The sequence below is a fragment of the Bacteroides luhongzhouii genome, assembly GCF_009193295.2.
GTDB classification, from domain to species: domain Bacteria; phylum Bacteroidota; class Bacteroidia; order Bacteroidales; family Bacteroidaceae; genus Bacteroides; species Bacteroides luhongzhouii.
The window spans coordinates 3,987,777-4,013,420 of the sequence record NZ_CP059973.1 but is presented as its reverse complement, the minus strand read 5'-3'; the positions used below and the strand labels follow the sequence as shown (position 1 = coordinate 4,013,420).

Below are 25,644 nucleotides of genomic sequence, written 5' to 3'. Positions count from 1 at the left end.
AATATTTTATCACCAATAATACAATCATACGATAATATAGTTCCACTGAATCATTAAAATAATGAAATTAAGTAGAATTATAAAACCGCGTATATAATTTGAAAATAATAGACTTCAGATAAATACAGTCAGATCATGATTTACAGGAATACCTCATCATAAGACGGTATCTTTTGGATTCATAATAGAGGCTTCAGTCGCCTGCTTTTCTTCCATTTTGATGTTTTTTTTCTTCAACGGGAGAATAGCATCAAGAAAGCTTATGATATACCTCTTTAAAAGGTACTCTGCATCGTTCACCCCAAATTCCTTTGTTCCCGTTCCGTATTCCACACGAGACGACCATATTTATTTCAGCACCATGGGGTAATTTTAGCAGTCTTTTAAGCCGCCGGCTATCCAACCCTTCCAATGGACAGGTATCGTAACCTTCATTCGCCATAGCAATCATAAATGTCTGTGCAGCAAGCGCACAGGATTTATGAACGACTACACGTACATCACTCTCGGAAACTTCAAGCATCATAGGACGGAAAATACTGATAATATTAGCTAAAAGCAATCTGAATAGTCCTAAAAGTCCCAAGAAACGGGCATAGACAAATGGCATTAATATTCCATAATAGAGTTCTCTGTCCTTGATACGTTTCTCCTGTCGTTCTTTGGGGCTATTCCGCTGGATATTTCCTCTTTCAAAATCAAGAACGAATTTTGCACGTTTCCAATACAAGTCACGACGCGTAACGAAAACCACGATCTGCGAGGCGGTAGAGGTAGCTTTCTGATCGAGACAGGTTCTTGAAACCTTTGCCAATAATTCGGGCTGCGTGATATGATAAAATTCCCACAGCTGCATGTCAGAACTATTGGGAGCCAGTGTTGCCAACTCCAAACAATGTTTCACTTTCTCTGCGTCTATTTGCTTTTCTTTATCATACACTCGTACGGAGCGACGATAATTTAAAACTTCGTCTAAATTCATATATTGCTTGATTTAATTGAATAATATTTTATTTGTGCAATGACAATAGGTCTTGTTCCATATTGATTAGAACAGATTTGCCTGTTAATTGTATTTCAATCTACAGTATTTTAACATAATATATTCTCTCATACCTCACACCTGTTTATGACAAAAGCGGGCAAATATGAATATATTGCATATTTGCCCGCTTTCTATGATGGGAATCAATTTCTTACTTTCCGGATATTGAGTCTTTCTTGCCTTGTTTATTTACAACAGAGGGACTTCCTTTGTACTCAATATCTCCACTACCACTAACTTTTGCATCCAACTGTTTAGAAGCATAACAAGAGATATCGCCGGAGCCTGAAACAGTAGCAACGACATTAGTAGCCGTCAGCTTGTCGGCACTGATATCACCGGACCCATTTACTGTCAGCGTAGCCCATTGAGCCGAGCCTTTCAAATTCACATCACCGGAACCGCTAATTATCGTCCTTACAGTAGTGGCTTTCACATTCTTCACATCAATATCCCCACTACCCTTTACAAAAGTAGAAAGGTTTGTATATTGCAAATTCTCGGCTTCAATATCGCCGGAACCTGTTATATTCAGATTTAAATCCGAACCTTTAATCGTACCTTTCAGATATACATCTGCCGAACCTTTAATATCTACTTCCTTCAATGAAGGAGATGATGCAATCACTTTCAAACGGCGTTCTCCGCTAAGAATCTTAACGCCTTTCTTTATATTCACCTGTAACACTCCGTTTACAGCAGACACTTCCAACAGGTCGACCAGATTATCTGAACCATATATAGAAACTGTTGTTTTAGAACCACTGCTCTGACGATATTCAACGTCGGGACTACCTAAAACCCTGATTGAACTGAAATTACCTACGTTATTCAAATCTTTCGTGATATACTTCTTACTGGGAGTAACGCTCTGCGCCTGTATGCCTGTAATACACAAGAACATCAGCATCACAAACATGGATGTAACATTAAAACTTTTCATAATTTCTTTTTATTAAATATTCTAATGACAAATATAGGAAGTATATTTCAAAATATGGCAACTAAAGATTGAATAAATAACTTCTGATTATTCCTGCTTCTTACTACGCGCATAGTGGGTACAAAATTCCCTTTCAATCGTCTTTTTATAAAAGTATAAAAGCAATTGGAAGGAAATGAATAAAAAGAGATTAATCGGATATCTGTTCGTCACGATGTCTGTTGGTTGTATTCAGGCACAGGAACAGAAGTCTTCTGTACCCGAATACAAGCTATGGTATGACTGTCCCGCACAGGTATGGACCGAAGCATTACCCCTTGGGAATGGTCGTTTGGGGGCCATGGTATATGGAACACCAGGCACAGAACAAATACAACTGAACGAAGAAAGCATTTGGGCGGGACGTCCCAATAATAACGCCAATCCGGATGCACTGGAATATATTCCGAAAGTGCGTGAGCTGGTCTTTGCCGGAAAATACCTTGAAGCACAGACACTGGCCACAGAAAAGATTATGGCAAAGACTAATTCAGGAATGCCATATCAGAGTTTTGGTGACCTGCGAATTGCTTTTCCCGGCCATACACGTTATTCCAACTATTATCGGGAATTAAGTCTGGATTCCGCACGTGCAATCGTACGTTATGAAGTAGACGGAGTGCAGTATCAACGCGAAACGATCACTTCATTTACCGATCAGGTAGTAATGGTACGACTGACCGCCAATCGTCCCGGACAAATTACTTTCAATGCACAGCTTACTTCCCCTCACCAGGATGTTATGATCGCTTCTGAGGAGGAAAATTGTGTGACACTCTCGGGAGTCTCTTCCTTGCATGAAGGATTGAAAGGGAAAGTAGAATTTCAAGGCAGATTGACTGCTAAAAATAAAGGTGGGAAAATAGCTTGTACCGATGGAATACTTTCTGTAGAGAAAGCCGACGAAGCGATTATCTATGTATCCATTGCAACTAATTTCAACAATTATCAAGACATCACAGGTAATCAGACAGAGCGGGCAAAGAACTATTTGGAAAAAGCAATGGTTCATCCGTTCATTGAATCGAAGAAGAATCATGTTAACTTCTACCGACAATACCTGACACGTGTTTCTCTTGATTTGGGAGAGGATCAATATGCGAATGTAACTACCGATAAACGTGTGGAGAATTTCAGAAACACCAATGACGCACACCTGGTTGCCACCTATTTTCAATTCGGACGTTATCTGTTGATCTGTTCTTCCCAACCGGGAGGACAACCCGCCAATTTACAAGGAATTTGGAATGACAAATTATTCCCTTCCTGGGATAGCAAATATACTTGTAACATCAATTTGGAAATGAATTACTGGCCTTCGGAAGTAACGAATCTAAGTGAACTGAATGAACCGTTATTCCGTCTGATAAAAGAAGTGAGTGACACAGGTAAAGAGACTGCTAAGATTATGTATGGAGCCAACGGATGGGTGTTACATCATAATACGGATATATGGCGTATCACAGGAGCAGTTGACAAAGCTCCTTCGGGTATGTGGCCCAGTGGTGGCGCATGGCTTTGCCGGCATCTTTGGGAGCGTTATCTATACACCGGGGATGTGGAATTTCTGCGTTCCGTCTATCCGATACTGAAAGAGTCCGGACGTTTCTTTGATGAAATTATGGTGAAAGAGCCCGTACACAACTGGCTGGTGGTCTGCCCCAGTAATTCACCGGAAAATGTACATTCGGGAAGTAATGGAAAAGCCACCACAGCTGCCGGATGCACCATGGACAACCAATTGATTTTCGATCTTTGGACAGCAATTATATCTGCTTCTCAAATACTGGATACAGATCAGGAGTTTGCCTCTCATCTGACGCAACGTCTCAAAGAAATGGCTCCCATGCAGGTAGGACATTGGGGGCAATTACAAGAGTGGATGTTCGACTGGGATGATCCGAAGGACGTGCACCGCCACATTTCTCATTTGTACGGACTCTTCCCCAGCAATCAGATTTCCCCTTACCGTACTCCTGAACTATTCGACGCAGCACGTACTTCTCTAATTCATCGTGGCGACCCGTCGACCGGATGGAGCATGGGATGGAAAGTCTGTCTTTGGGCACGCCTGCTTGATGGCAACCACGCTTACAAGCTGATAACTGACCAGCTGACTCTCGTACGCAATGAAAAGAAAAAAGGAGGTACCTACCCTAACCTGTTTGATGCGCACCCACCATTTCAAATTGATGGAAACTTTGGTTGTGCCGCGGGCATTGCAGAGATGTTGATGCAAAGTTACGATGGTTTTATTTATTTACTTCCCGCACTGCCTACCGTTTGGAAAGAAGGTTCTATCAAAGGAATTATTGCCCGTGGAGGTTTCGAACTTGATTTGAGTTGGAAAAACGGGAAAGTCAGCCGGCTGGTTATCAAATCTCATAAGGGAGGAAATTGTCGTTTACGTTCACTCAATCCATTGACAGGTAAGGCTTTGAAGCGTGCCAAAGGCGAAAATCCGAATCCTCTTTATGCAGTCCCCACCATTCCGGAGCCATTGATTAACGAAAAGGCAAATTTGAACAAAGTGGAAATTGCAGAGACTTACCTCTATGATCTGCCTACCAAAGCTGGAAAAGAATATGTATTGATTGGAAAATAATAACTCGACCGATATGAACAAAAACTTATTAAAACTGATTGTCGCCTGTGGAACTGCTTGTTTCCTAGCTTGCGCAGCACCTCAAAAAACAGAAACGGAAAAATGGAGTGAACGCATGGCACGCTCCGAAATGAAACGTTTCCCCGAACCCTGGATGATTGAAAAAGCTAAAAAACCGCGTTGGGGATATACCCACGGACTAGTAGTGAAATCCATGTTGGAAGAATGGAAACATACCGGGGACAGCGCATATTATGAGTATGCCAAGATTTATGCAGATAGTCTGATCGATACTGACGGACATATCAAAACCATGAAATATCTTTCATTCAATATTGATAATGTCAACGGCGGGAAGATTCTTTTCGATCTTTACGCACAGACCGGAGATGAACGCTACAAAATAGCCATGGATACTTTACGCAAGCAAATGGCAGAGCAACCCCGTACCAGTGAGGGGGGATTTTGGCATAAACTAAGATATCCTCATCAAATGTGGCTGGACGGAATCTTTATGGCTTCTCCTTATCTGGTTCAATATGGGGCTACTTTTAATGAACCCGCTTTATTTGACGAAGCAACAAAACAGATTCTTTTGATAAATAGCAAGACTTATGATCCTGCAACAGGGCTTTATTATCACGGATGGGATGAAAGTCGCGAACAGAAATGGTCAAATCCTGAAACGGGTTGCTCTCCTAATTTTTGGAGTCGCAGCATCGGATGGTATGGAGCAGCTATTGTAGATGTACTGGACTTTCTGCCACAGGAAACTGCCGGACGAGACAGCATTATACAGATTCTGCAGGGATTGGCAAAAGCGATTGTGAAATATCAAGATCCTCCATCCGGAACCTGGTATCAGGTAACCGATCAGGGAGCACGTGAAGGTAATTATTTGGAATCATCTGCCACTGCCCTGTTTATCTATACGCTTGCCAAAGCTATCAATAAAGGATATATTGGTAACGAATATATTGAACCGACACAAAAAGCCTTTGATGGAATGGTAAAGACATTTACCCGTTTGGAAGAGGATGGCAGCTATACAATTACCAATTGCTGTGCTGTTGCAGGATTGGGCGGAGATTCAAAAAGATATCGTGACGGCTCATTTGAATATTATATCAGCGAACCGATCATAGAAAATGATCCGAAATCGGTAGGTTCATTCATCTTGGCTGCTATTGAATACGAGAAAATGACAAAGAAATAAACTAAAAACGATAAAATACAATGAGAAAATTCAAGATTCTTCCTCTTTTGTTGCTGCTATTGACAATGGCAACTCCGGCTGCAGCACAGAAGAAAACACAAAAGACGTATATCCCCTGGGACAACGGCAAACTCGTAGTTTCTGAAGAGGGACGTTACCTGAAACACGAAAACGGCGCTCCTTTCTTTTGGTTAGGAGAAACCGGTTGGCTATTGCCCGAACGCTTGAACCGGGATGAAGCCGAATATTATCTGGAACAATGCAAACGTCGCGGATATAACGTGATTCAGGTTCAAACGTTGAATAATGTTCCGTCTATGAATATCTACGGACAATATTCGATGATCGACGGATATAACTTCAAAAACATTAATCAGAAAGGCGTATACGGTTATTGGGATCACATGGATTACATCATCCGTACAGCAGCAAAGAAGGGACAATATATCGGCATGGTCTGCATTTGGGGAAGCCCGGTGAACCGGGGCGAGATGACTGTAGAACAGGCAAAAGCATACGGCAAGTTTTTGGCAGAGCGTTATAAGGATGAACCGAATATTATCTGGTTTATCGGTGGAGATATCCGTGGTGACGTAAAAACTGCTGAATGGGAAGCTTTGGCAACCTCTATCAAAGCTATCGACAAAAATCACCTGATGACATTCCATCCACGTGGAAGAACAACTTCCGCGACTTGGTTCAATAACGCTCCCTGGTTGGATTTCAACATGTTCCAAAGCGGACATCGTCGTTACGGACAACGTTTCGGAGATGGTGACTATCCTATCGAAGAAAATACGGAAGAAGATAACTGGCGTTTTGTAGAACGCAGCCTGGCCATGAAACCCATGAAGCCTGTGATTGACGGTGAACCGATCTATGAAGAAATACCTCATGGACTGCACGATGAAAACGAACTGTTGTGGAAGGATTATGACGTACGTCGTTATGCTTACTGGTCCGTATTTGCCGGGGCTTTCGGACATACTTACGGTCATAACTCAATCATGCAATTTATCAAACCGGGTGTGGGTGGTGCTTACGGTGCAAAGAAGCCTTGGTATGATGCTTTGAATGATCCGGGCTACAATCAGATGAAGTATCTGAAAAACCTGATGTTGACTTTCCCGTTCTTCGAACGCATACCCGATCAGTCTATCATCGCAGGACAAAATGGAGAACGTTATGACCGTGCTATCGCTACACGTGGAAATGATTATCTGATGGTATACAACTATACCGGACGTCCGATGGAAGTTGATTTCAGCAAGATTAGCGGCGCAAAAAAGAATGCCTGGTGGTACACCACAAAAGATGGTAAACTGGAATACATCGGAGAATTTGATAACGGAGTGCACAAATTCCAGCACGACAGTGGTTATTGCAGTGGAAACGATCATATCCTGATTGTAGTGGACAGCAGTAAGAACTATGTGGAGAAAGACTGGACAGAATTACCAAATGCACAACAAAAATGGAATAAATAAACTTATATGATTAAGCACGGATTACACGGATTTCACAGTTTTCTGAATGACAGATAGGTACAACAACGTTAATCCATGCAATCCGTGCTTAAATTTATTATATATACGAATGATGAAAACATACTTATGAATAAAAGAATAGTATCATTTTTCTTTCTTCTGCTCTTTGCAGGTTCACTATACGCAGCCATAGGTATAACTGACCTGCGAACGGAGCTGTTGAAAAATCCGGCAGGTATCGACGTGCGCCACCCCCGATTGAGTTGGCGCATCGAATCGGATGAACAGAATGTGATACAAACTGCGTATCACATTCTTGTTGCATCTTCCCCAGAGCTATTGGAACAAGGAAAAGGAGATATCTGGGATTCAGGAAAGATTGAATCTGACGCTTCCCAATGGATCACTTATCAGGGGAAAACATTAAAGCTCAATGCCCCCTACTATTGGAAAGTGAAAATAGACACCAACAAAGGTGCAACGAATTGGAGTGCTCCGGCTTTTTGGACCACCGGACTATTTAATGAAGCAGACTGGCAAGGACAATGGATCGGCTTGGACAGGGCCGCTCCCGGAGACAGCGAAACACAATGGAGCCGTTTGGCAGCCCGTTATCTTCGTAAAGAGTTTGCAGTAAAGAAAGGTGTGAAACGTGCCACAGTACATGTCGCCGGAATGGGGTTGTACGAGTTGTTTATCAACGGGCAACGCATCGGCAATCAAGTACTGGCACCTGCTCCTACCGACTACCGGAAAACAATTCTGTACAACACATACGATGTTACTTCACTGCTTCAGACAGAAAATGCTATTGGAGTAACTCTCGGAAATGGTCGCTTCTATACGATGCGTCAGAACTATAAACCATATAAGATACCGACTTTCGGTTATCCTAAACTTCGGTTGAATCTGATTGTTGAATATGCAGACGGCAGCAAAGAAACAATTGCTACAAACACTTCATGGAAATTGACTACTGAAGGCCCTATCCGTAGCAATAATGAATATGATGGCGAAGAATACGATGCCCGTAAAGAGTTAGGAGACTGGACTCAATTCGGATATGATGACAAAAACTGGATACCTGCCCAACGTGTCAGTATTCCTTCGGGAACATTGCGTGCACAAATGATGCCGGGCATGAAAGTTACAGAAACCATGAAACCCGTTTCTATTAAAAAGCTCGGTAACAAATACATCCTGGATATCGGTCAGAATATGGCGGGCTGGGTACGTTTCCGGATAAAAGGACAGACTGGTGACAGTATCCGTCTCCGTTTTGCAGAAAGTCTGCAAGACAATGGCGAACTTTATACGAAAAACTTCAGGGATGCCCGTTCTACAGATGTATACGTTGTCAGCGGACGCGAAACCAAAGACGCTACCTGGGCACCTCGTTTTATTTATCATGGGTTCCGTTATGTAGAAGTCAGCGGTTATCCGAATGCGAAGGCAGAAGATTTCGTTGCCGAAGTAGTAGAAGATGAAATGGAGCATACCGGTACTTTCAACTGTTCCGACGAAACTCTGAATAAGATTGTCCGTAACGCATTTTGGGGAATCCGAAGCAACTACAAAGGAATGCCGATTGACTGTCCGCAACGGAATGAACGCCAACCATGGTTGGGTGACCGTACCATGGGTTGTTGGGGAGAAAGTATGCTTTTCAATAATTATGCCATGTATACCAAATGGGCGCGTGACATCCGCGAAGCACAACGGGAAGATGGCTGTATTCCTGATGTAGCCCCGGCATACTGGAACTACTACTCGGACAATGTGACCTGGCCTGCCGCTTTACCAATGGCCTGCGACATGCTTTTCACGAACTTTGGAGATAAACGTCCGATCGAAGAGAATTATCCGGCTATCAAGAAGTGGGTATCACATATCCGTGAATACTACATGACAGAAGATTTTATCATCACCAAAGATAAATATGGTGACTGGTGCGTTCCACCTGAATCACTGGAGTTAATTCATAGCAAGGACCCTTCCCGCAAGACTGACGGAGCTTTGATCGCAACCGCTTATTATCTAAAGGTATTACAACTAATGCACCGCTTTGCAAGCCTGCAAGGACTGAAAGCTGATGCAGAAGAATGGGAAGATTTGGAACATCGCATGAAAGATGCATTCAATGCCCGTTTTCTTCACGTAAAGGAAGGCACTTCTCCCGTACCGGGACATACCTTATATCCGGATAGTATTTTCTATGGTAACAACACAGTTACTGCCAATATCTTGCCACTTGCTTTTGGCCTGGTGCCTAAGAACTGCATCAATGAAGTGGCTAAAAATGCCGTAACTTCCATTATTACAACCAACAAGGGACATATAAGTACCGGAGTAATCGGTGTACAATGGCTATTGCGTGAATTGAGCCGTCGCGGCCATGCTGATGTAGCTTATTTATTGGCTACCAATAAGACATATCCTTCCTGGGGATATATGGTTGAAAAAGGTGCTACCACTATTTGGGAGTTATGGAACGGTGATACGGCAAATCCTGAAATGAATAGCGGTAATCACGTGATGCTTTTAGGTGATTTATTGCCGTGGTGTTTCAATAACCTGGCAGGTATCCGTGCCGACCGCTGGAAGTCCGGTTACAAACATATCGTCTTCCAACCGGCTTTTGAAATTCAGGAGTTGAGTAACGTGGATGCATCGTACATGAGTATCTACGGAAAAATAACCAGCCGATGGACAAAGACTCCCACACATTTGGAATGGGATATCGAACTTCCCGCCAATACGACAGGGGAAGTACATCTTCCGGATGGACGGAAAGAAAAAATCGGATCGGGAAAATATCATTTCAGTGTAGATATTCCCACACAGAATACGGCTATTCTGACTGATGAGTTCCTGTACGAGAACGCTTCTTTCCCCGAATGTCATGGAGCTACGATAGTAGAACTGAAAAATGGCGACCTCGTAGCTTCTTTCTTCGGAGGGACCAAAGAACGCAATCCAGATTGTTGCATTTGGGTATGTCGTAAGCCTAAAGGCTCAAAAGAATGGACCGCCCCCAAACTTGCTGCCGACGGAGTGTTTTCACTCAAAGACTCACAAGCAGTATTGGCCGGAATCGATTCTACCTGTACCCCGGTGAAAGATGCAAAAGGAACACTTATTGCCCGCAGAAAAGCTTGCTGGAACCCGGTTCTTTTCCAGATTCCCGGAGGTGACCTGATTCTGTTTTATAAAATAGGTTTGAAAGTAAGCGACTGGACAGGATGGCTTGTCCGTTCACGTGACGGAGGAAAGACTTGGAGCAAACGCGAAGCGCTTCCGAAAGGTTTTCTGGGACCTATTAAGAATAAACCGGAATATATCAATGGACGTATCATCTGTCCTTCCAGTACGGAAGGAAGTAACGGATGGCGTGTCCATTTCGAGATTTCCGATGATAAAGGCAAGACCTGGAAGATGGTCGGACCACTGGATGCCGAGTTATCTGTCCCCACCCAAAATCGTAAAAAGGGAGGTGTGAATGTAGATGATCAGGAAGGCGGAGAAGCGATCAAAGGAGAAGGAGCCAAACCTGTTTATGCAATACAACCCAGTATTCTGAAGCATAAAGACGGAAGATTACAGATACTCTGCCGTACACGTAATGCACAGGTAGCAACCGCATGGAGTAGTGATAATGGCGATACATGGAGTAAAGTTACGCTGCTGGATGTCCCGAATAATAATTCCGGTACGGATGCCGTGACTATGAAAGACGGCAGACATATCCTTATTTACAATAATTTCTCTACATTGCCCGGAACTCCGAAAGGTCCGCGTACTCCGCTCTGTGTGGCCGTTTCAAAAGATGGTATCAATTGGCAGCCTGTTCTTACATTAGAAGATAGTCCGATCAGCCAGTACTCTTACCCTAGCATTATTCAGGGGAAAGACGGGAAGCTGCATGCCATTTACACTTGGCGCCGTCAACGAATTAAATATGCAGAGATAGATCCAACGAAGTTTTAAATTTTGAACGATCATCTGAATGAAATCGACCGCTCCTTTGTCCGCAAAAGAGCGGTCGATTCTTGTATTTATCCATTTTATACTTTACATTTGCCAATAAATAAAAAATAACGATGGCAGATAATTATATAGAAAGACAACAGGAACAATACGAAGCCCGAAAAGCTGCTTGGAAACAAGCACAAAAATATGGTAAGAAGAAACCAACAACAGTACGTCCGGCTGAATCGAAGTCTCACACTTCAACGGTTTCAAAACTGAAGGACTCAAAAAGAAGAGTATTTATAACAGGCGGAGCGGAAGGAATAGGCAAAGCAATAGTAGAAGCTTTTTGCCTGGCTGGAAATCAAGTTGCCTTTTGTGATATAAACGAAACATCGGGACAGGAGACTGCGAAGGCAACTGGGGCTATATTCCATAAAGTCGACGTAAGTGATAAAAACGCGCTTGAAAGTTGTATGCAAACCATTCTTGCCGAATGGAACGATATTGATATTATTGTCAACAACGTCGGTATCAGCAAATTTTCTTCTATCACAGAAACAAGTGTAGAGGATTTCGACAAAATTCTTTCTATTAACCTGCGTCCTGTATTCATCACTTCCCGACTGCTTGCCATCCATCGTAAAAATCAGCCCTCTCCTAACCCATACGGCCGAATTATAAATATCTGCTCTACACGTTATCTGATGAGTGAACCGGGAAGTGAAGGTTATGCAGCGTCGAAAGGTGGTATCTATTCTTTGACTCATGCATTGGCTTTGTCTTTATCTGAATGGAATATCACAGTAAACTCGATTGCTCCGGGATGGATACAGACTCATGATTATGATCAACTCCAACCGAAAGACCACTCACAGCATCCTTCACGCCGGGTAGGTAAACCGGAAGATATTGCCCGCATGTGTTTATTTCTTTGCGAAGGAAACAATAATTTCATCAATGGAGAAAACATCACTATTGATGGGGGAATGACGAAAAAGATGATTTATATATCTTCGGACGCAACATAAATATCATTACGAATTCATGTTATATACTTCTGGATACAAAACAGATAAAGCTTTGTAAATAGCTGAATTTATTTCTATATTTTCAGAGCCCTTTTCTAATTTTATCCCGGGTTCTTTTTGAGAAAGATAACTCCTCATACTCCGCCCATCTGTAAAATGATAAGCATCGAAAGCCATATCAATATATCCCCAATATTGATTTAATGGATGTTGTAAAGTTGCACCACGTACTCCATTTATATATGATTTCCAATTAGGATTACCAGTGCAGAACAAATCATTGGTTTTAATGGCTTCTACCATACAAATTGCTCTAAGAGCAATACTATTCATTATCTCCTTCAAATCAATATCTAAACTCATATCATAGAACTTGTCTAAACAATAAAGTTTCATTTGTTTAGTACTTGTTATATTTCCGTGCACCTGCCACTCCTGGTGGGTATGATATCTATATCCTAATTCCCATAATGAAAAAAGAAAATCCAAATTACCCACTGTTCCGGCTTCTAATCCTATTTGCAATTTGGGATGTATCTCCGAGCTGTATAAAATATCCAGAACATCAGTCCTTGCATATTCTTTTAATTGCTCAAGGATAATATGTGAATCTCCAGAATTGAGACAAAGTAGTGCCATCAAAAAAGTATCATGTGGAAGAGTATTCCATAATGACAAAACCTTTTCTTCAGCTGTTCTACCTTCTATATCGTTGCATCCCCATGCCGGACGCTGTTTTCTTATAGCATAACCCAAAGAACTAAAAGTGTCTGATAGTTCCGATTTCTTAAAAATAGAATCAGCCTGTTCTAAAAGACTAACTGTTTTTCCTTTTATACGAATATCAGGCACTTCCAACTGTGGATATAGTAACTCCTCCCATTTTCCGCATTTTTTCAATGCAGCCTCACAAAATATCCAATAATCTCTATAATTAGTAATTGCGTTATTAGCAATACAAAGCCATACATTGGTTTTATATTCAAAATATACCGAAGATAACAAAGACTCAATAGTATAAATTGACTTTATAAAAGAATCAACAGAATTAAATAATTCCGCTATCAAATCAGGACGTCCTTGTTCATATAAAGTAAAAGATAGCCTTGAAAGAGTGGCTAATTTTTTATATACTACATATTCACACTTGTCTCTTATAGTTTCTCTATCCTTACGAGTTATCTGATATCCGTGTTGTAAGAACAGAACTAAAAAGCTATTTGGGCTACTTTTTCTGCTATTTTTATTGAATAAATCAAGGTGAAACACTATCTTTGTAACAGATATAATAATATCTATTATAATCATATTTGTTACTTATCAGATACAATGATATGTCTTTATTATACAACTTTGATATAGATACGCCCGAAGATATTCTGCAGTTACTTGCCTGCAATTTACAAAAGAGGCGATTGGAGAAAGGACTTTCAAGAGATGCTTTATCCAAGTTAAGTGGCGTTCCTTCTCCCACTATAGCTAAGTTTGAACAGAAGTTTTCTATTTCATTGAGCTCTTATGTGGCATTAGCAAAAGCATTAGGATATTCCAAAGACGTAAAGGCACTTCTTGCAGAACCACTTTACAGTACAATGGAAGAATTGGACGTTATCAATAAAAATAAAAACAGGAAACGAGGAAGAAATGAAATTAGTAAATAAGTTATCAGTACTTTATCGTGATCAAAAGATAGGAGAACTTACCATGACACACGATAACCGATGCTGCGCTTTCCAGTATGATAAGAAATGGCTGATATCAGGCTTTTCTATCTCTCCATTAGACTTACCATTAGAATCTAGTTTATTCATCGCCAAACCAGAACCTTTCTGGGGAAATTTTGGAATATTTGAGGATAGTCTCCCTGATGGATATGGTCGTTATTTGTTGAATCGTTTACTCAAAAAACAAGGTATAAATGATGCTTTGCTTACACCTATTCAGCGATTAAGTATAGTGGGAATTTCGGGAATGGGAGCACTTAGTTACGTGCCGGAATCTTATATTGGAGAAGAAAAATCTCTACCTGACTTGGACAACTTACAACATATGGCTCTGGAAGTACTTTCAGAAAAATCTGAAGAAGGCGAAGATATTTTATATTTCAATAGTGGTAATTCCGGTGGCTGCCGTCCTAAATGCTTGTGGCATGACTGTGAAGGTGCATGGTTAGTGAAATTCCGCCATACATATGATCCGAAAGATATGGGGAGAATGGAATATAAATATAATGAAGTAGCCCGTAAATGTGGAATAAATGTTCCTGACTACAAGTTATTAGATGGCAAATATTTTGCCAGCAAGCGTTTTGATATAGAGAATGGAAAACGACTACACATTGCTACTGCTGGTGCGTTACTCAATGAATCAATATCAAATCCAAAACTAGATTACAAAGTATTGCTACACTTAACAGGATATTTGACACAAGATTCACAACAAGTTGATGAAATGTTCCAACGCATGGTATTTAATGTACTAACAGATAACAAAGACGACCATGTCAAAAATTTCAGTTTTATTTGTCGCGAAGGAAAATGGTCATTAGCACCTGCTTATGATTTAACTCTCTGTAAAGAGGGGTATCACGGTGAACATGCTACTTCAGCAAATAACAAAGGAAATCCGGATATTGAAGATATGTTGGCGGTTGGTGAAAGTATCCGTATACCCCGAAGAAAAGGAATGGAGATCATCAACCACATGATTAATCATTGCCAAGAGATTCTTTCAACACGTTTCGAGTAACTTCCGCTCCTGTCTTCACAATCGAAACTGCGTGATGGAACTCCAACATATCATACGTATCGCCGGAAATTTGAATTAAGATATCCGGCTGACAACGTTCTATCTGGTAACGAGTGATTTGTTGCATCATCATTCTCGAAGATTCTGTCAACAGATTATAAGGAGATATTTTCTTTTTCTTTCCGGTTTCAATGGGTGCATTCACATCGACAGCTATCAGAATGTCTCCTTCAGTGCGTTGCACATGACTCAATGGAAGAGGATTCAGAATACCTCCATCAATCAATACCATACCGTCTTTTCTTAATGGACGGAAAAGCATAGGGATAGAAATAGACGCACGAATAGCTTCATGTAAGCTCCCTCTGTCAAACCTGACTTCCTGATCGCGGACAATATCCGTAGCCATCGCTACATAAGGGACAGGCAGGTCTTCGATATTCATATCCGGAATAATTTGTTTCAGTTCTTTAATAAAACGGTCACCTTTCACTAATCCATCCCGGCTTAAGGTAAGATCCGCCAATTCCCACATCTTGCGTTTGTCCCAACTAAACAGCCATTCTTTACATTCTTCCATTTTTCCTGAAGCATACATTGCTCCTACCATTGCTCCCATAGAACTTCCTGCAATGGAAGTAATCTCAAAGTTGTGACGAAGTAATTCTTCAATTACTCCTATATGTGCTATTCCACGTGCTCCCCCCATAGAAAGGACTAATGCTACTTTTTGCTTATCCATATCATATATATTTCTGTTAGCCATCTACAAAATAACACATTTCCTGCGAAAAAGATGTTTAGTAATCGTGAAGAAATAAGTTATAGTAGTGTTTTTTGAGAGCTAAAGCTATGCTTTAGATATGATAAAGCTATGCTTTGTCAGTTGCAAAGCATAGCTCTATTATATTCTTTTATTATCCCGGAGATTTTCCGGTTATGTAGAAGGTTAAGGGTTTACCCTCATTTTATTTCTTTTCTTGAGCTTTCTTTTCTGCGTTTCGCTTATTCACATAATCTTTGAACATCTGACGCCAGTTTCGACCATGCTCATTGAAATACTGTTCGCATTTGGTTTTATAAATTTCGAAGATAGCAGATATCTGCTTCATATTCTTGTAGTCAATAGCCTGTTCGCGAGCTAGTTTCAACTGTTCCAAGACGAAAGCCGTTTCCTCTTCCGTCATATTGGGCACAATGGCCTGATAACCTTTCAAGGTAAAAGCAACTTTACCTACCGTGTATTTATTCAGGATTTGTTCAATCTGTTCTTCCGTCAATACTCTGCGCAAATCTTTCATTAACCTTTCATGCACTTCTTTCGGTATAGCGGAATCTGCAATCATTTCACGGTCGAGTTTAGAAAGCGGTTTGCCTGTCAGAGGATTGATACCTTCGGGGATTGTTGTATAAGGGTGTTCATTGTGCCAGTCACGCACTTTACGAAGATGATTATAAATGGCAGTTACTGCAAAACCTGCCTTTTTATCATCGTCCAACTTTAATGAAGCTACCCAGTCGATGGCTTTCTTTTCGAGAGAAGCATCTGATTTTAAATTAGCAAAAGCCTTCTTGTCAAAATAAGCAGCTACCTTGTCAAATGAACGGATGGCTCCTTCGGGAAGCAAAGCTCCTTTTTCGCCAAAACTATACATAACGGATTCCGGTTCAATGGTGACCTTGCTTTCATCCAACATCTTTTTATCCAATTTGAATACTTCTGCGAAGAAGTCATAAACAGCATTCCGCTTATTCGGACCAAAGTCATGTTTCTCTTTGGGAAGATGTACATTCGTTACTTTATCTTTTGCCTGGTAGAATCCATAGATTCGTTGCAGATAAGGAAATTCAAGAGTAGGAACACTGGCCGTCCAGTCGCCACCATCCGATACAATCAGTTGCGGACGAGGAGCAAAAGTAGCGGCTAATTCCGCATTACAGGTTCCTCCTGCAGATAATTGAATAGGCATTCCGCTTTCACAGGGACAGCCACCGTCGAAGTGAGAAGCCAGGCTCACCACCGGAGCTGAAGCGGTGAAACGATCATCCAATACGCTCAACAATACAGTATGGGTACCTCCACCCGAACCACCATTCGTACCGATACGGCTGGTATCAATGTCCTTACGGGAAGCAAGCATGTAGTCAAGAATCAGTAAGCCGTTCATTGCCTGAATAGTGTGTGCCGCACTACTACGGTGTGCCGCACTGCCTACTTGCAAAGCCGACTCTCCCCATCCGAACAAATCATAGTCTACACAAACAGCTCCCATACGTGCCAAAGTTCCCATACGTTGTTGTTGGTCTTCCCGATAACGTCCGCCACCAAAATGTCCGTTAGGGCAGATTATCAACGCATGTTTTCCTTTCGATTGGGGCGTATAGATAGAACCGCAAATGTATAATCCGGGAAGTGTTTCAAGCGCGAAATTCTGCACGGTATAGCCATCAAACTTACGTATCTTTGAAAGAATAGGTTTGGTTTTGACACATTGAGCCAACAAAGTATCGATACCTAAACGCTGACGTACCTCTTTTTTCAGAGAATCGGCACGAAGTTGAAAAGACTGTCGGTCTGTATAAAGTGTATTCAGATAAGCCAGCATCTTCTCTCCGTCTGCATCTGTACGACGTGGATACTCGTATGCTTTCAGCTTATACATATTTCCTTTCTGCTTAACAAATTTATAATCGAAAGGTGCCAATACATTCGTCAAGGATTCTTCCACGGAATAAGGACGAATACGGAAATCGGCATAAGGCAGCACTTTTCCCACCGTATCAATGTCATATTTCAAACGGACTCCGAAACGGTTCTGTATATCCGTCAGTACTTCATTCAAGGGACGGGCAAATTCCGTCTCGTATGTTTGCGTCTGGGCTTCGGCCGAAAGAGATGCGGCAAGAAGCATAGTAAAAAGGATTCGTTTCATTTATTTTTAATTTATGCTAGTTGTTTTTTCACCATTGATGATTACGTCATCCATCGTGATACGTTCACAATTTTCGAAGATACATTTCTGTTTCCCTCCTTGAATATGAATATCACGCAAAACGATGTCAGATATCGACGCTTCTTCCAAGCCCACTATTTTGATCGGGGTCTTTACGTTTGTCACAGTCATTCCGCTGATATGTACGTTACGGAATATCGGAGTGCGTTCACTCTTAGGTTCGGCAGGCATTTTACTGTATTTCAAATTCAATACAACAGCTTCCTGTTTAATGTTGCTCATTACGACGTTGCTGACACGAATATCTTCAACGACTCCTCCCCTTCCACGGGTCGACTTAATACGGATTCCACGATCTGTTCCGTCAAACACGCAATTGGAAATAGTAACTTTACGCACACTCCCACTCATCTCGCTGCCGATAACAACGCCTCCATGACCGGAAAGCATGGTGCAGTTGGTGATAGTGATATTCTCGCAAGGTACTCCCAAACGACGGGCCTGCGCATCTCTTCCCGACTTGATTGTGATGCAATCGTCTCCTACTGATATATGGCAGTCGCTGATATGTACGTTGCGGCAGGATTCCGGATTCACTCCGTCCGTATTTGGTGAGGGCGCATTATCTATGGTGATCCCCTTTATGGTTACATTGTCGCAAAACTCCGGATTGACCGTCCAGAAGGGAGAATTTATGATTTTCACTCCTTCAATCTTTACTTTCTTACAACGAACGGGCTGAATAAACGGAGGACGGAAAAAGCGACGTTGCAATGTACTTACATAATCCTTGTTCGTTTCAGCATAAATCGCCGTCGTATCGTTTGCTGCATCCCACATCGGCTGATATTTATTCACATCACGCATGCCATTGTCTTTCAAATCAATCATGACACGAAAGAACTCCATCCACCATTTCTTTCCTTGTCCGTCCAAAGTTCCTTCTCCTTTGATCGTAATATTCTCGGCATCTACCGCATAGATCAAAGGCTGAAAACTTTTCATCATCACTCCTTCATGGCGAACCTCGACAAAAGGAAGATAGTCATCAAAGTTATCGGAAAAGAGCAAGGTAGCTCCGGCTTCCAACTCCAGTGTAATATTACTTTTCAGATGGATACTCCCCGTCAGGTAAGTCCCGGCAGGAAAGAAAAGAGTACCTCCGCCACCACGGTTCAGACGGTCAATCGTTGAATTGATTAGCTTTGTATTAAGAGCCTTACCATTTGCTTTTGCACCGGCCTTCAGCATATCTACACGCTCGGCACGAAGAACTGTTGTTGCACAGAAGCAAAGAAAGACGATAAGAGTTGTTCGTAAATTCATAATCGATATTATTAAAGTATAATTTCATTGTTACCTTCTAAAAAATCATGCTAATACATTGTTTTTTAATTCTACAAATATATACAAAAAGGTTCTTTCATTTTGCACAAACCAATTGATATGTTCCGCTCTGTATCTCTTTCGGTTCTTTTTCTCCCGGGAGGTAAACGACAGCGGTAGTATTCACTGGAACAGACACGTTTAAAGTGAAAATCCCATTCTCACAAGTCCAGTCCACAGTAATGGTACCGTATAAAGTTTCATACGACGCTTTGACATATTTCAAATCTCCCACAGGTTGGGGAGCAATGATGAACTTCTGATAACCTTGTTTGGGAGTAGTAGATGGACGAATACCGACCAGTGAATTAAAAAACCATTCATCAATCTGTCCCATCATAAAGTGATTCCAGGAAGAACCTTGACGGGGGTCCCACTGCTCGGTCAAAGTTGTAGCGCCGAATTTCAACTGGAAACCATATCCGGGAGCTTCTTCATGATTGAACATCTTATAAATAAGTTCATGTTCTCCATTACGCGCCAATGTCTGAATCAGATAACGGTTTCCCACATCACCGGTAGTCAAACGGTTGCCATGTGCTTCTACATCTTTTATCAGATTCATAAATACTTTCTCATTCAGTTCTGCATCTTGCGTCATTTGGAGGAATAGCGGAAGTGCATTACTGCATTGGCTTCCTGTACCATATTGTGCCGTATCCTTATGAAGAAAACATTTATTAAATGCGGCCATTATATCCTGTGCCAGCGAAGTATAATAACGAATGTCAAAGTCATTACCTAGCATTTTCGCAGCTTGTACCAAATACATGACTGTCATATAATAATGCGCAGTAGCCACCAATGGAACCGGTGTATTCCGTGAGAATCCCGCACGAAAATCTCCGTAATCATACCAGTCTCCCAATCCGAAAGAAAGAATACCTTTATCTGCACGAGTCTTGAGATAATCCACATAACGACGCATATTCGGATAATACTTCTTAATCAATGAATCGTCTCCATAAGTCTCATAGTACATAAAAGGGAAAATAACCAGAGAACCACCCCACTCCGGAGATTCGGCAAAAGCATCCATCCCCGGACCTTCAAAAATCACATATTCCGGAGCAGTTGTCGGCATAGCTCCGTTGGCATGTTGTGCATCTGCCATATTCTGCATAATCTGCGGAGCATAAGCTGTCAAATCATAGTTATACAACAAACCCGGACCATTCAGATGTACCTGTTCCAGCCATCCAAGTTTCTCACGATGCGGACAATCTGTAAACACAGACTGCATATTGCTGCGAACCGCTTTCTCAATCAATCGATGGGCAGCATTAAATATCTGATTGGATGATTCGAAAGTGGAAACTTTCCTGGCCGAATTATATACGAAACAGGATTGAATATTCTTTAATACAGGCAATTTATGCGGATTCTTCTGCCCTTTTAAGACAGCACCCTCTACCTGAACATATCTAAAACCGTAATAAGAGAAACGAGGGTGCCAGGTTTCATCTCCTTCCCCTTTCAGAGTGTATTCGTAATAGTGTTGACGCCCTGTCTGACGCTGATTGCAAGCACCTTCCTCTGTCAATGCTTCAGCTACAATCAAAGTTACTTTCTGCCCCCGTCTACCACGTATTGTTATTTCCGGAAAGCCAGCCAGATTCTGTCCCATATCCAACACAAAAGCAGAAGGGTCGACTGTTCTCTTAGTTGATACAGAAGCTGATGCAACTTGTTCCGCATTTAGTTTGGTTACTTTTTGAATATCATACCGTTCCATGATTTTCACCGGAGCCGCCATCTGTGGACGAAGTACTCCTTTAGGAGCCTCCTGTATGACTACCGGACGCCAGTGACTGTCATCAAAGCCAATCTGATTCCATCCTTGCTGTTCACGACGCGCATCATAATCTTCCCCTCCATATATGCAATTGAAGGTTACCGGACTAAAATCATATTTCCAGTCATTATCAGAATAAACCGTTGTACATGTTCCATCTTCGTAGTTAATGACCAGCTCAAATAAAAGTGTGGGAGGCCCAAAGCTGATCTGTAATTTGCGATAACGTCCCCCCTGCACATTATAGAATCCATTTCCTAATAAGATTCCTACGGCATTCTCACCACGTCGCAATTGTTCCGTTACATCGTATGTATTATAGTAAACAGTTTTATCATAATCACTCCACAATGGAGCAAACTCACTGTTACCTATTTTTTTACCATTCAAAGAAAACTCATAGAATCCCAGGCCACAAACGTATGCCGTAGCCTCCACAATTTTCTTGCCCGGTTTACGGTTTGTACCCCCTTCTGTCTCATCTCCTACTCGGAATGTTCTTCTCAAACAAATACTTTTCTTTGCCAAAGTGTCCACTGCTTCCCAAGCCGCTTTCACTTCCGGTTTCTTCAACTCTCCACCGTGGAACTTACGCCCTTCCGGTAAATGAGCATTTTGTCGGGTAATAGCTCCAATCCATTTTCCTTCGGAATACTTTGAGGAAACAGCGCGGAACTTTGCTTCACGACTCCATTCAGAAGGTGTATCCGTTTCATCCCAAACACGAACACGCCAACTATAATTGAAAGGAGTATCAGAAGCTATATTCACTCCTTCCGTTGCAATCAACTGACTCTGTGAAGAATTGACTTTACCGCTATTCCAAATTAAACGCCCTGTAAAAGCTTCCCGAATATCAATCTCATAGGCAGATTGTCGTGTCCCATTTTCCGGTGACTCCATCACCCATCCCAAACGGGGTGCACCTTCAACCACAACAAACCCTTCCTGCATTTCACAGGTGAGACGAGTGATTGTTATATTTTTCGCTTGTACAATACAAGGTAGACAAAGCAATATTAAAAGAAAATAATTTCTAAAATTCATCTTTTCATATATCTTTATTTGTTTAATAAATGATCATTCAAGAACATCCTCACAAACGATTCTTGTCAATGTATCCGCCTGCCCTACTTCCTTACCATCTACAAAAATGCGTAATCCTTTTCCGCAATGATAACGATCACCATTCTTATCCCAAAGAATCGTCAGATTATGACCATGATATAATACATTATCCAAGCAGAACCAATCCCACTTGTCGGCAGGTATTAAGGGATTCACTTCAATAGTATTATCCAAACGCGGACGAAGTCCGATCAGCCCTGTAATTATCAAGTCGTTGAAAGTGGAATGGTTATAATAACGGCTACGTTCCTGATCTCCTTTCAGCCAATAGCCGGTCACCTCATCCAAATATTCACCAATATAGGGGCGACCACGATGGTACTGTGATTCCACATATAATTCCATCTGATGGAAATATACACTGTCAGACAATACAGTCTGCGGATAATTATTCATAAAGTTAGCCATTGCTGTCAATGTCTGTGCGGAAGCAAACGGCCAGATAGCACCATCCCACTCACATTTGCCTACTCCACGTGTACGGAATTCCGGATGACGACGTTCTGCGGTTGTCAGTCCATAAGGAGCAGAGAAGCCTTTTTCATCCATAATTTCTTTCCAGGCAATTTCATACTTTTGGGTAGTATCCGGCAGGTTGAAATACCAGGGAATATATCCGATTGCTTCACGCACATTCGCAGAAGAGTCCGTACGCATCGTTTCAAAAAACTGATGACGTGTATTCCACAATTCATTTTCTACCAGATTTTTTAAAGTATCTGCTCTCATGCCATATTTCATAGCCATCCCCTCATCACCGGAAAGAATTCCCATGTATGAAAGTGCTTTGGCATTGCCATACATATAACTATTAATTGTCGGCCGGGCATATTTCTTCTTCCGTCCCCCACTGATTGATTCTTCCATACCATCCTGTACGTCACCCTGCCAATACAATCCGTTCTTCAAACGGTTCGTACGTTCCCAACGCTGATATTCGGTTTCCAGATCTTTCTTCATATCCAACAGATAGTCCTTATCACCATCTACCATGTAACGAGCCAGTAGAGCATCCGCATTCCATGAGCTGAACTTATCCATTTTCTTCATCGGACCGCCATCATTACCACGATACCATGTATGAATAATCTGATCTAAATATTTCGGATCACGCAACCAACGGCTTTCATAAATGTGATGTCCAATTGCACAAGCAATCAAATTATATTTATCAGAATAAGAACGCTGAACGAGAAACTCGGTCATGCCATATCCAACAGGAGTCTCTTTGATATGCTTACGGATTGACCACCAACGATAATAATACATTTCTTCAAAGTTATGTTGCGGACACTCGAACAAAGGAATATTTTCCTCCATCCATTCCGAAGCTTTTGCATTGGGAATTGCCTGAATAATATTTTCGTCTTCCATACTATTGAAATAGTCTGCATAATGACTGAAGTCAGCATACTTTAAAAACACAGAAGACGAATCCTTATCTGTAGAAGAAGTTTTCACATTGGCAATGCCATATTCAACTAATGGATCTTGCGCACCTGCATTCGGCAGATCATAAGTCTGGTCGGCAGGAGTATCTACAGTCGGGAATGTACGAGGTACGCCAGTACGGAATACGATTCGTTCGACAGCAGCCACGGGCGCATAGAACATACGCAGCCCTACTCTCTTGCCATCTACATATACTTGAATATTACGATCAACAGTAGAAAGGACTGCTTCTACATGATAAACCTTTCCTGCTTCATATTTCATCATATTTGCAAACCGGGAGCCGCCTTTCATTCGGAAAATACCATCATCAGTAAGTTCCATACGAGAACAGGCGATTCCATTCTCATCCAAAAATTCAATCTGGAGTGTACCTTTATCATTTTGGCCGGCTTTCAAATCAAATGATACCTTCAATTCTTTAGAAGCCGGAATTTTACGTTCTACTTTGGCATAATCAAACGGATCTTTATCCTGCAACTTCAACCATTGACCTTCCAAAGAAACAGGAGCCCAAACCGGAGAATAAATATTCCAGTCAGTCAGTTCCGCAATTGATTTATTTTTAGAGAAATCATCATCCGCATGTGCTGAAGCATTTATTTCCACCGGGACAGGAATACGGGAAATCCACATATCTTCCTTGTTCACACTGTAAGAAACCCACAAATCACCATCAGCAGGTACCCCATTGCCTTCCTGAATGCCACGTGGATATTGAGGACCGTATGATTTATAATTTCCTCCATAACGCATGGGAGTGATTTCACCATGCACCAGATTCAATGTTGTATATTCCAATCCATCTTTACTCAAAGATATAGCCAACGGCCAACGGAATTCCGACGGATTATATACGGTAGCGTATGTACCATCACTTAAACGCTGTCCCCAAATTTTCGCGTTACTATTGACGAAACCTTTTGCACGAAGCACAGGTTCTGCCCAAGTATGTCCGCCATCCTCACTGATAGAGGTAAGCGCATGTTTCCAAAGGCTGGCAATACGTCCGTCCGACAATGTATAACAATTGAATGCTTTGTATCCTTTCTTCAGCGGGAGGATAGGATCTTCACGGTCGGCTTCTTCCACCCACTGCATCATATACAACGGATTGTCGAGAATTTCCTGACAAGCCTTCACAAACTCACGATCCTTGCTTTTCTTAAAATACGGATAATCAGTATTCTTTTCATTAAATCCATGATTATAATAAATGAAATAGATCGGTCCGTAAGAACCGTCTTTCTTTATTTCACGAACCACCCGGCCAATACCGTTTCCATCATTGGGATCATCTTTTTTATCCAAAGCAACTCCGTAATTTCCCATTGTAATCAGCTTGCCGGATTTAGAAACATAGAATCCGACACGCTGGTGCATAATGGCAATCAGATCTTTGGCTTGCACACCCGGACGAGACTCTTTGGTATATCCATCAGGAACTTGATAAGGAGGAAACACAATTTCCGGATTTGTCCAGCGATATCCATCCTTCGATGTCATCAGAAAAGTCTGTGAAGGCGGTACGTGTTCGTCAGAAGGATCTGCCAAGTACTGATAGAAAAACTGTCCATTCCAATAAGCCAGCATCGGCTGGTGATTATACGTCCATCCATTACCGTTCGAAGCATCGGGATGTTCACGATTGGCACGCACCAACTGAATGTTATGTACTCCGACTACCGGAGACAGTTGTCCGTCGTGACAAGCCGGGTTCGATAATTCTTTTCCTGTATAATGAATTCTATCTTGTGCAAAGGCTGTAGTAGTCAACCAACCGGCAACCAGTACAAAAAGAATTTTAGCAGAGTTGTTCATGATTTATTTCTGATTTAAATTGTTT

Annotated in this window: 15 protein-coding genes; 7 read left to right on the top strand and 8 right to left on the bottom strand. The window is 41.7% G+C overall.

What is annotated here, in order from left to right:
- Positions 1–250: 250 nt before the first annotated feature.
- The gene (locus tag GD631_RS14870; protein WP_143260121.1) at positions 251–982 is read right to left on the bottom strand and encodes a nitroreductase family protein; all 732 of its coding nucleotides are present in this window, start codon (positions 980–982) and stop codon (positions 251–253) included.
- 214 nt (positions 983–1,196) lie between these two features.
- Complete coding sequence (locus GD631_RS14865; RefSeq protein WP_143260120.1) at positions 1,197–1,988, bottom strand: head GIN domain-containing protein; 792 nt, start codon at positions 1,986–1,988, stop codon at positions 1,197–1,199.
- Positions 1,989–2,163: 175 nt separating this feature from the next.
- Here GD631_RS14865 and GD631_RS14860 point away from each other — a divergent pair, with 175 nt between their 5' ends.
- The 5 genes from GD631_RS14860 (at position 2,164) to GD631_RS14840 (ending at position 12,335) form a co-directional block, all read left to right on the top strand.
- Positions 2,164–4,632, top strand: coding sequence for a glycoside hydrolase family 95 protein (locus tag GD631_RS14860; protein WP_143260119.1), 2,469 nt, complete (start codon positions 2,164–2,166; stop codon positions 4,630–4,632).
- Between the two features lie 13 nt (positions 4,633–4,645).
- Positions 4,646–5,848, top strand: coding sequence for a glycoside hydrolase family 88/105 protein (locus GD631_RS14855; protein ID WP_143260118.1), 1,203 nt, complete (start codon positions 4,646–4,648; stop codon positions 5,846–5,848).
- Between the two features lie 20 nt (positions 5,849–5,868).
- Complete coding sequence (locus GD631_RS14850) at positions 5,869–7,335, top strand: glycoside hydrolase family 140 protein (RefSeq protein WP_143260117.1); 1,467 nt, start codon at positions 5,869–5,871, stop codon at positions 7,333–7,335.
- Positions 7,336–7,461: 126 nt separating this feature from the next.
- A complete protein-coding gene (locus tag GD631_RS14845) occupies positions 7,462–11,322 on the top strand; it encodes a family 78 glycoside hydrolase catalytic domain (protein ID WP_143260116.1) in 3,861 nt (1,286 codons plus the stop codon).
- A 113-nt stretch (positions 11,323–11,435) separates the two neighbouring features.
- Positions 11,436–12,335, top strand: coding sequence for an SDR family NAD(P)-dependent oxidoreductase (locus GD631_RS14840; RefSeq protein WP_143260115.1), 900 nt, complete (start codon positions 11,436–11,438; stop codon positions 12,333–12,335).
- Between the two features lie 6 nt (positions 12,336–12,341).
- Here GD631_RS14840 and GD631_RS14835 read toward each other — a convergent pair whose 3' ends face one another.
- Complete coding sequence (locus GD631_RS14835) at positions 12,342–13,643, bottom strand: DUF7829 domain-containing protein (RefSeq protein ID WP_143260114.1); 1,302 nt, start codon at positions 13,641–13,643, stop codon at positions 12,342–12,344.
- Positions 13,644–13,669: 26 nt separating this feature from the next.
- Between GD631_RS14835 and GD631_RS14830 the strand changes: the two genes are divergently transcribed.
- A complete protein-coding gene (locus GD631_RS14830) occupies positions 13,670–13,996 on the top strand; it encodes a helix-turn-helix domain-containing protein (RefSeq protein ID WP_120143600.1) in 327 nt (108 codons plus the stop codon).
- Entirely contained in the window at positions 13,980–15,083 is a 1,104-nt protein-coding gene (locus tag GD631_RS14825) for a type II toxin-antitoxin system HipA family toxin (protein WP_143260113.1), read from the top strand. The genes GD631_RS14830 and GD631_RS14825 overlap by 17 nt, the downstream gene beginning before the upstream one ends.
- Here GD631_RS14825 and GD631_RS14820 read toward each other — a convergent pair.
- From GD631_RS14820 to GD631_RS14800, 5 genes are all read right to left on the bottom strand, one after another.
- Positions 15,043–15,849 (bottom strand): patatin-like phospholipase family protein, encoded by an 807-nt coding sequence (locus GD631_RS14820; RefSeq protein ID WP_143260112.1) that lies wholly within the window; start codon positions 15,847–15,849, stop codon positions 15,043–15,045. The genes GD631_RS14825 and GD631_RS14820 overlap by 41 nt on opposite strands.
- 202 nt (positions 15,850–16,051) lie before the next feature.
- Positions 16,052–18,016 carry a 6-O-methylesterase gene (locus tag GD631_RS14815; RefSeq protein WP_143260111.1) on the bottom strand — a complete coding sequence of 655 codons (1,965 nt, stop codon included), beginning with the start codon at positions 18,014–18,016 and terminating at the stop codon, positions 16,052–16,054.
- Between the two features lie 6 nt (positions 18,017–18,022).
- Positions 18,023–19,363 carry a glycoside hydrolase family 28 protein gene (locus GD631_RS14810; protein WP_143260110.1) on the bottom strand — a complete coding sequence of 447 codons (1,341 nt, stop codon included), beginning with the start codon at positions 19,361–19,363 and terminating at the stop codon, positions 18,023–18,025.
- Positions 19,364–19,460: 97 nt separating this feature from the next.
- Positions 19,461–22,265, bottom strand: coding sequence for a glycoside hydrolase family 78 protein (locus GD631_RS14805; RefSeq protein ID WP_185911482.1), 2,805 nt, complete (start codon positions 22,263–22,265; stop codon positions 19,461–19,463).
- A gap of 33 nt (positions 22,266–22,298) precedes the next feature.
- Complete coding sequence (locus tag GD631_RS14800; protein ID WP_143260109.1) at positions 22,299–25,619, bottom strand: MGH1-like glycoside hydrolase domain-containing protein; 3,321 nt, start codon at positions 25,617–25,619, stop codon at positions 22,299–22,301.
- Between the last annotated feature and the right edge of the window lie 25 nt (positions 25,620–25,644).

What these genes read in the sequence shown, in the direction of transcription:
- GD631_RS14820 (WP_143260112.1), bottom strand. Translation starts at nt 15,849, where the DNA reads ATGGCTAACAGAAATATATATGATATGGATAAGCAAAAAGTAGCATTA.
- GD631_RS14840 (WP_143260115.1), top strand. Translation starts at nt 11,436, where the DNA reads ATGGCAGATAATTATATAGAAAGACAACAGGAACAATACGAAGCCCGA.
- GD631_RS14845 (WP_143260116.1), top strand. Translation starts at nt 7,462, where the DNA reads ATGAATAAAAGAATAGTATCATTTTTCTTTCTTCTGCTCTTTGCAGGT.
- GD631_RS14870 (WP_143260121.1), bottom strand. Translation starts at nt 982, where the DNA reads ATGAATTTAGACGAAGTTTTAAATTATCGTCGCTCCGTACGAGTGTAT.
- GD631_RS14830 (WP_120143600.1), top strand. Translation starts at nt 13,670, where the DNA reads ATGTCTTTATTATACAACTTTGATATAGATACGCCCGAAGATATTCTG.
- GD631_RS14850 (WP_143260117.1), top strand. Translation starts at nt 5,869, where the DNA reads ATGAGAAAATTCAAGATTCTTCCTCTTTTGTTGCTGCTATTGACAATG.
- GD631_RS14860 (WP_143260119.1), top strand. Translation starts at nt 2,164, where the DNA reads ATGAATAAAAAGAGATTAATCGGATATCTGTTCGTCACGATGTCTGTT.
- GD631_RS14825 (WP_143260113.1), top strand. Translation starts at nt 13,980, where the DNA reads ATGAAATTAGTAAATAAGTTATCAGTACTTTATCGTGATCAAAAGATA.
- GD631_RS14865 (WP_143260120.1), bottom strand. Translation starts at nt 1,988, where the DNA reads ATGAAAAGTTTTAATGTTACATCCATGTTTGTGATGCTGATGTTCTTG.
- GD631_RS14800 (WP_143260109.1), bottom strand. Translation starts at nt 25,619, where the DNA reads ATGAACAACTCTGCTAAAATTCTTTTTGTACTGGTTGCCGGTTGGTTG.
- GD631_RS14855 (WP_143260118.1), top strand. Translation starts at nt 4,646, where the DNA reads ATGAACAAAAACTTATTAAAACTGATTGTCGCCTGTGGAACTGCTTGT.
- GD631_RS14835 (WP_143260114.1), bottom strand. Translation starts at nt 13,643, where the DNA reads ATGATTATAATAGATATTATTATATCTGTTACAAAGATAGTGTTTCAC.
- GD631_RS14805 (WP_185911482.1), bottom strand. Translation starts at nt 22,265, where the DNA reads ATGAATTTTAGAAATTATTTTCTTTTAATATTGCTTTGTCTACCTTGT.
- GD631_RS14810 (WP_143260110.1), bottom strand. Translation starts at nt 19,363, where the DNA reads ATGAATTTACGAACAACTCTTATCGTCTTTCTTTGCTTCTGTGCAACA.
- GD631_RS14815 (WP_143260111.1), bottom strand. Translation starts at nt 18,016, where the DNA reads ATGAAACGAATCCTTTTTACTATGCTTCTTGCCGCATCTCTTTCGGCC.